This window comes from Arthrobacter sp. (genome assembly GCF_031179385.1).
GTDB lineage: Bacteria > Actinomycetota > Actinomycetes > Actinomycetales > Micrococcaceae > Arthrobacter_D.
On record NZ_JAPSHV010000138.1, the window covers coordinates 1 to 6,204 of the forward strand.

A 6,204-nucleotide genomic window follows, 5' to 3' on the forward strand; every position below is an offset into this window, starting at 1 on the left:
TGTCCTGGCCACCCTGCGCGAAGGCGCGGGGGAGCTGCTGGAGGACGTTCACCTGTTCGACGTCTATTCCGGCCAGGGCATCGGGGAGGGCAAGAAGTCGCTCGCCTTCGGCCTGCGCTTCCGCGCGACCGACCGCACCCTCACCGCCGACGAAGCAAGCGCCGCCCGCGACCAGGCGGTACACCTTGCGGCCGAGCGCCATGGAGCAGTGCAGCGCTAGCCCCTCATTGAGTGGCAGGACACGCCCCGAATGGGTGGCCAGCGGGGAGTGTCCTGCCGAATGAACGATTAGGGGACGAGGAGGATCTTCCCGGTCGTCCTGCGCGCCTGCAGGTCTCCATGAGCCTGCGCCGCCTCGGCAAGCGGGTAGCGCGCGCCGATCCGTACTGTCAGGGATCCATCAGCGACCGCACCGAACACCTCACCGGAGCGCCAGCGCCGTTCTTCCGCGGACCGCAGGTAGAACGCCAGGCTGGGCCGCGTCACGTACAGGGAGCCCGAGCTGTTCAGTCTCTGCAGGTTGAAGTCAGGGACCGGACCGGACGCTGCCCCGAACAGCACGAGCATTCCGCGCACGCGCAGCGATTCCAGAGAACCGTCGAAGGTCGCCTTGCCGACGCCGTCGTACACCACATCGACGCCCTTGCCGTCCGTCAACTCGCGCACCTGTTCCGGAAAGCCTTCATAGCGAAGCACGACGTCGGCGCCCGCTTCCCGCGCGAGCGCTTCCTTCTCATCCGTGGAAACAGTGGTGATCACCCGCGCGCCCTTCGCCTTGAGCAGCTGGGTCAGCAGGAGTCCGGTGCCACCGGCTCCGGCATGGGTCAGCACAGTCTCTCCTGCCTGGACCGGGTAGGTGGAGTTCACGAGGTAGTGCGCGGTCATTCCCTGCAGCGGAAGGGCAGCAGCGGTCTCAAGGTCCACACCGTCGGGCACGGGCAGCGCCTTGTCGGCGTCCACGAGGGTGTATTCGGCGTAGGAGCGGGATCCCTCCGCGAACGCCACCCGATCGCCGGGGGAGAAGCCTTGGGCCTCCGGGCCGACTTCCAGCACCTCACCGGCAGCCTCTCCGCCCGGGATGAAGGGGTAGTCAACAGCGTAGATTCCGGCTCGCTGGTACGTCTCGATGAAGTTCACACCAACGGCGGCGACCTTCACCAGCACTTGTGAGCCGGTGGGGCTGGGCCGATCGACTGTGATTGGGCGGAGGACTTCGGGGCCTCCGGCGCGCTCCGCTGAGATGGCTGTGGGCATGGTCTGGGTATTCCTCTCGTCGGACTGCTCTTAACTGCACCAACCGGGGTTGCGGCGCGGTCATTCCTTCTGTCCGCAAGTTGAGTGCATAACTATGTGTTCTAGTGAATAGGTTTACTGTACGATGATTCGCATGAGTATTTCCGTGGCGGTATCCGGAGCAAGCGGCTATGCAGGCGGCGAAGTCCTGCGTCTGCTCTCCACACATCCGGACGTGACCATCGGTGCGATCACCGCACACAGCAGTGCCGGCAGCCGGCTGGGTGAGGTGCAGCCGCATCTGCACCCCCTTGCTGACCGGGTCATCGAGGAGACCAACGCTGACAATCTCAGCGGACACGACGTCGTCTTCCTGGCCCTGCCGCATGGCGCCAGTGCCGAGGTCGCCGCGCAACTGCCCCCCGACGTCCTTGTCATCGACGCCGGAGCCGATCACAGACTCGAAGACGCCGACGCCTGGCACCGCTTCTACGGATCCCCGCACGCAGGCACCTGGCCCTATGGACTCCCCGAGCTGCCGGGTGCACGCGATAGCCTGCGCGGCGCTCGGCGCATCGCCGTTCCGGGATGCTATCCCACCAGCGCCCTCCTCGCCCTTACCCCGGGGTTCACGGCAGGACTGCTTGAGCCTGACGACGTCGTGATCGTCTCTGCCTCGGGTGCGTCAGGTGCCGGCAAGGCGCTCAAACCGCACCTGCTCGGTTCCGAAATGATGGGCGGCATGAGTCCCTACGGAGTGGGCGGCAGCCACCGGCATACCCCGGAGGTCGAGCAGGGGCTGGGCTGGGCGGCGGGCACGCCGGTCACCGTCTCCTTCACACCTACCCTCGCTCCCATGTCGCGGGGAATCCTGACGACGGCGACCGCCCGCGTCGTTGCCGGCACCACGGCAGCGCACCTGCGTGAGGCCTGGGAGACTGCGTACGACGACGAACCTTTCGTCACTCTGCTGCCGGAAGGACAGTGGCCGGCCACCAAATCGGTGATCGCCTCCAACAACGCACAGCTTCAGCTCGCTTTCGATGAGCATGCCGGCCGCGTCATCATCACCTGCGCGATCGACAATCTCACCAAGGGCACCGCCGGTGGCGCGGTGCAGTCCATGAATATTGCCCTCGGTCTGCCGGAGACCACGGGTTTGAACGGATCAGGAGTAGCACCGTGAGCGTTACCGAGCCGCGGGGTTTCCGCGCAGCAGGCGTTGCCGCAGGACTGAAGTCGACCGGCGCGCGGGATATCGCCGTCGTCGTCAATGACGGTCCGCATCACCATGCGGCGGCAGTCTTCACCTCCAACCGGGTGGCGGCTGCGCCGGTTCACTGGTCCCGTCAGGTCGTCTCCGACGGGCGGGTCGACGCCGTCGTCCTCAACTCCGGCGGAGCGAACGCCTGCACCGGCCCGGAGGGGTTCCAGAACACTCACCGCACTGCGGAATTCGCGGCTGAGGCACTGGGCGTTTCGGCAACGGACGTCTTCGTCTGCTCCACCGGCCTCATCGGCGAGCAACTGCCGATGGACAAGCTGCTGCCCGGCGTGAGCGAGGCCGTGGGCCTGCTGTCCGACGGCGGTGGGCGGGCCGCAGCAGAAGCGATCATGACCACCGACTCGGTGTCCAAGACCGCCACCTACCCGGCAACGCAGGACGCTCCGAGCGAGGGCTACTCCATCGGCGGAATGGCCAAAGGCGCAGGCATGCTGGCTCCGGGGTTGGCAACCATGCTGGTTGTGCTGACCACCGACGCCGTACTGGACCCCGCTGTGCTGGACGCCGCACTGCGTGCGGCAACCCGGGTCACCTTCGACCGCGCCGACTCCGACGGCTGCATGTCCACCAACGACACCGTTGTCCTGCTCTCCTCCGGCGCGAGCGGAGTACGGCCGGACGCGGCTCAATTCGCCGAGGCGCTCACCGGTGTCTGCGCGTCTCTGGCCCATCAGCTCATCGAGGATGCTGAAGGTGCCAGCCACACCATCGCCATCAAGACGATCAATGCCGCCACCGAAGCAGACGCCGAGGCCGTCGGGCGCTCAGTCGCCCGCTCCAACCTGTTCAAGGCCGCGATTTTCGGCAACGACCCGAACTGGGGCCGGGTGCTGGCTGCAGTCGGCACCACTGACGCCGCCTTTGAACCGGACCGTCTTGACGTAGCCATGAACGGAGTGCAGATCTGCCGCGACGGCGGCATCGGTGATCCGCGGGAACTGGTGGACCTGAGCGGCCGCCTGGTCACCGTGGAAATAAACCTCAACGCAGGTTCCGAGACCGCGACCATCTGGACGAACGACCTCACCCACGACTACGTGCACGAGAACTCCGCCTACTCCAGCTGACACGCTGAAGCCGAAGACGCTGAGTCGAAGGACCACATGAACACTCTCAACGCTGCACAGGACAAGGCGGCGACCCTGATCGAGGCACTGCCCTGGATCCAGCGGTTCGCCGGCACCACCATGGTCATCAAGTACGGCGGCAATGCCATGGTCAACGACGACCTGCGCCGTGCTTTCGCCGAAGACATCGTCTTCCTGCACCATGCCGGGATCCGCCCCGTCGTGGTGCACGGCGGTGGGCCCCAGATCAACGGCATGCTGGACCGGCTCGGCATAGCGTCCGAGTTCAAAGGCGGGCTGCGGGTCACCACACCGGAGGCGATGGACGTCGTCCGCATGGTCCTCACGGGCCAGGTGGGCCGCGAACTGGTGGGCCTGATCAACTCACACGGCCCTTACGCAGTGGGTCTCTCGGGTGAGGACGGCGGACTGCTGCGCGCCATCAGGACCGGCACGGTGGTCGACGGCGAGGAAGTCGACCTTGGATTGGTCGGTGAGGTTGTGGGAGTCAACCCATCGGCCATCCTGGACATTCTCGAGGCCGGACGCATTCCAGTGATCTCCACGGTTGCGCCCGAGATCGACGACTCCGGCAGCGGGACCGGACAGGTGCTCAACGTCAACGCGGACACTGCGGCGGCGGCCCTTGCCGAAGCCCTGGGGGCATCGAAACTTGTCATCCTGACAGATGTCGAAGGCCTCTACTCGAACTGGCCGGACCGCACCAGCCTCATCTCCTCGCTGACGGCGGCGGAACTGCGCAACCTCCTGCCGGGGCTCGAATCGGGAATGATTCCGAAAATGGCCGCCTGCCTCAAGGCCGTCGACGGGGGAGTGGAGCGTGCCCACATCGTCGACGGGCGCCTGCCGCACTCCATGCTGCTCGAGATCTTCACCACCGCCGGAATAGGCACCCAGGTTGTGCCGGACGAGGACGTCATCGCATGAGCACCAGGGAAACGTCGATCGAGACTGCTGCCGCAGCAGCGCTCGTGGATCCGGCGAAGGGCCAGGAATGGCTGCAGCGATATTCCGACGCCCTGCTCGGGGTCTTCGGTACGCCGCAGCGTGTGCTTGTCCGGGGCGCGGGGTGCCTCGTGTGGGACGCCGACGGAAAGCAGTACCTCGACCTGCTTGGCGGCATCGCCGTCAATGCTCTGGGTCACGCCCATCCCTTCGTCACCTCAGTCATCTCCTCACAGTTGGCTACCCTGGGCCACGTCTCGAACTTCTTCACCAGTCCCACTCAGGTGGCGCTTGCCGAAAAGCTCCTGTCCCTTGCCGGCGCACCCGCCGGCTCGAAGGTATTCTTCGCGAATTCGGGCACCGAAGCAGTCGAGGCTGCCTTCAAGCTGGCCCGCCGCAACAGCGCTCCGTCCCACGACGGAAAGCCGCGGACGCGCATCCTCGCTCTCGAAGGCGGCTTCCACGGCCGCACCATGGGCGCGCTCGCCCTCACGTCGAAGCAGGCCTACCGGGCGCCGTTCGAACCGCTTCCGGGCGGTGTGGAGCACCTGCCCTTCAATGACTTGCAGGCACTGGAGGCAGCGCTGGACGAGACGGTTGCCGCCGTCGTGCTGGAGCCCATCCAGGGCGAGGCCGGCGTGCGTCCCCTCAGCATGAGCTACCTGCAGAAGGCGCGGGAGCTGACCAGCAAGGCCGGAGCCCTGCTGATCCTCGACGAGGTCCAGACCGGCGTCGGACGTACCGGGCGCTGGTTCGCACACCAGGCAAGCGGCATCACTCCCGACGCCATGACCCTGGCCAAGGGACTCGGCGGCGGCTTCCCCATCGGCGCGCTTGTGACGTTCGGCAGTGAGGTGTCGGCCTTGCTGACGCCGGGCCAGCACGGCACCACCTTCGGTGGGAATCCCGTCGCAACCGCCGCAGCGCTTGCCACTGTGCATGCGCTGGAAGCGGGCGCGGTGCTGCGCAACGCGGACGACGTCGGCAGCTTCCTCCGCGGCGCCCTCGCCGAGGTGGACGCAGTGGAGGACGTCCGCGGCGAAGGCCTGCTCATCGGCTTTGACCTTGACGGCGATTATTCAGCCGAGGCCGTCAAGGAAGCTCTGGAGCGGGGCTTTATCATCAACGCCCCGGCACCCCGCACACTACGGCTCGCGCCGCCGCTCATCCTGACCCGGGCGGAAGCACAGACCTTCCTCGACGCGCTGCCCGGGATTCTCGACACTGCGCGATACACCCACGAACAGAACACCGCAGCCCAGCCACCGGAGGATTCCGCATGACCCGCCACTTCCTTCTCGACACCGACCTCACTCAGGCTGAGCAGAACGAGGTCCTGGATCTCGCGCTCGAGCTGAAGAAGGCACCGTACTCAAACTCCACCTACGCGGGCGAGGGCAGCGGGCGCAAGACTGTCGCGGTCATCTTCGACAAGACCTCCACGCGGACGCGCGTGTCCTTCGCCACCGGTATCGCAGACCTCGGCGGGGTGCCGCTCATCATCGGTGCGGGGGAGTCGCAGCTCGGGCACAAGGAATCAATCACGGACACGGCCAGGGTGCTGGAGCGGATGGTCTCCACGATAGTCTGGCGCACTTACGCCCAGGCCGGGCTCGAAGAAATGGCTGCGGCTTCCTCCGTTCCCGTCATCAA

At 66.3% G+C, this 6,204-nt stretch carries 7 protein-coding genes; 6 read left to right on the plus strand and 1 reads right to left on the minus strand.

All coding sequences use genetic code 11. The annotated features are described in order from the left end of the window. Positions 1-220 (plus strand): hypothetical protein (locus tag RIF85_RS13945; protein ID WP_309072503.1); only part of this gene is annotated, 220 nt, incomplete at its 5' end. A gap of 68 nt (positions 221-288) precedes the next feature. Here RIF85_RS13945 and RIF85_RS13950 read toward each other — a convergent pair. Beyond that, positions 289-1,254 (minus strand): quinone oxidoreductase, encoded by a 966-nt coding sequence (locus tag RIF85_RS13950; protein WP_309072504.1) that lies wholly within the window; start codon positions 1,252-1,254, stop codon positions 289-291. A gap of 133 nt (positions 1,255-1,387) precedes the next feature. Between RIF85_RS13950 and argC the strand changes: the two genes are divergently transcribed. The 5 genes from argC to RIF85_RS13975 form a co-directional block, all read left to right on the plus strand. Further along, positions 1,388-2,419, plus strand: coding sequence for an N-acetyl-gamma-glutamyl-phosphate reductase (argC, locus tag RIF85_RS13955; protein WP_309072505.1), 1,032 nt, complete (start codon positions 1,388-1,390; stop codon positions 2,417-2,419). Then, the gene (gene argJ / locus RIF85_RS13960) at positions 2,416-3,585 is read left to right on the plus strand and encodes a bifunctional glutamate N-acetyltransferase/amino-acid acetyltransferase ArgJ (RefSeq protein WP_309072506.1); all 1,170 of its coding nucleotides are present in this window, start codon (positions 2,416-2,418) and stop codon (positions 3,583-3,585) included. Before argC ends, argJ begins: the two co-directional genes overlap by 4 nt. 36 nt (positions 3,586-3,621) lie before the next feature. Next, positions 3,622-4,533, plus strand: a complete 912-nt coding sequence (gene argB, locus RIF85_RS13965; RefSeq protein WP_309072507.1) for an acetylglutamate kinase — start codon at positions 3,622-3,624, stop codon at positions 4,531-4,533. Further along, positions 4,530-5,834 (plus strand): acetylornithine transaminase, encoded by a 1,305-nt coding sequence (locus RIF85_RS13970; RefSeq protein ID WP_309072508.1) that lies wholly within the window; start codon positions 4,530-4,532, stop codon positions 5,832-5,834. Before argB ends, RIF85_RS13970 begins: the two co-directional genes overlap by 4 nt. After that, positions 5,831-6,204, plus strand: a 374-nt coding sequence (locus RIF85_RS13975; RefSeq protein ID WP_375164858.1) for an ornithine carbamoyltransferase, incomplete at its 3' end; no start/stop codon positions are given. The genes RIF85_RS13970 and RIF85_RS13975, both read left to right, overlap by 4 nt.

What these genes read in the sequence shown, in the direction of transcription:
- RIF85_RS13950 (WP_309072504.1), bottom strand. Translation starts at nt 1,254, where the DNA reads ATGCCCACAGCCATCTCAGCGGAGCGCGCCGGAGGCCCCGAAGTCCTC.
- argC (WP_309072505.1), top strand. Translation starts at nt 1,388, where the DNA reads ATGAGTATTTCCGTGGCGGTATCCGGAGCAAGCGGCTATGCAGGCGGC.
- argB (WP_309072507.1), top strand. Translation starts at nt 3,622, where the DNA reads ATGAACACTCTCAACGCTGCACAGGACAAGGCGGCGACCCTGATCGAG.
- RIF85_RS13970 (WP_309072508.1), top strand. Translation starts at nt 4,530, where the DNA reads ATGAGCACCAGGGAAACGTCGATCGAGACTGCTGCCGCAGCAGCGCTC.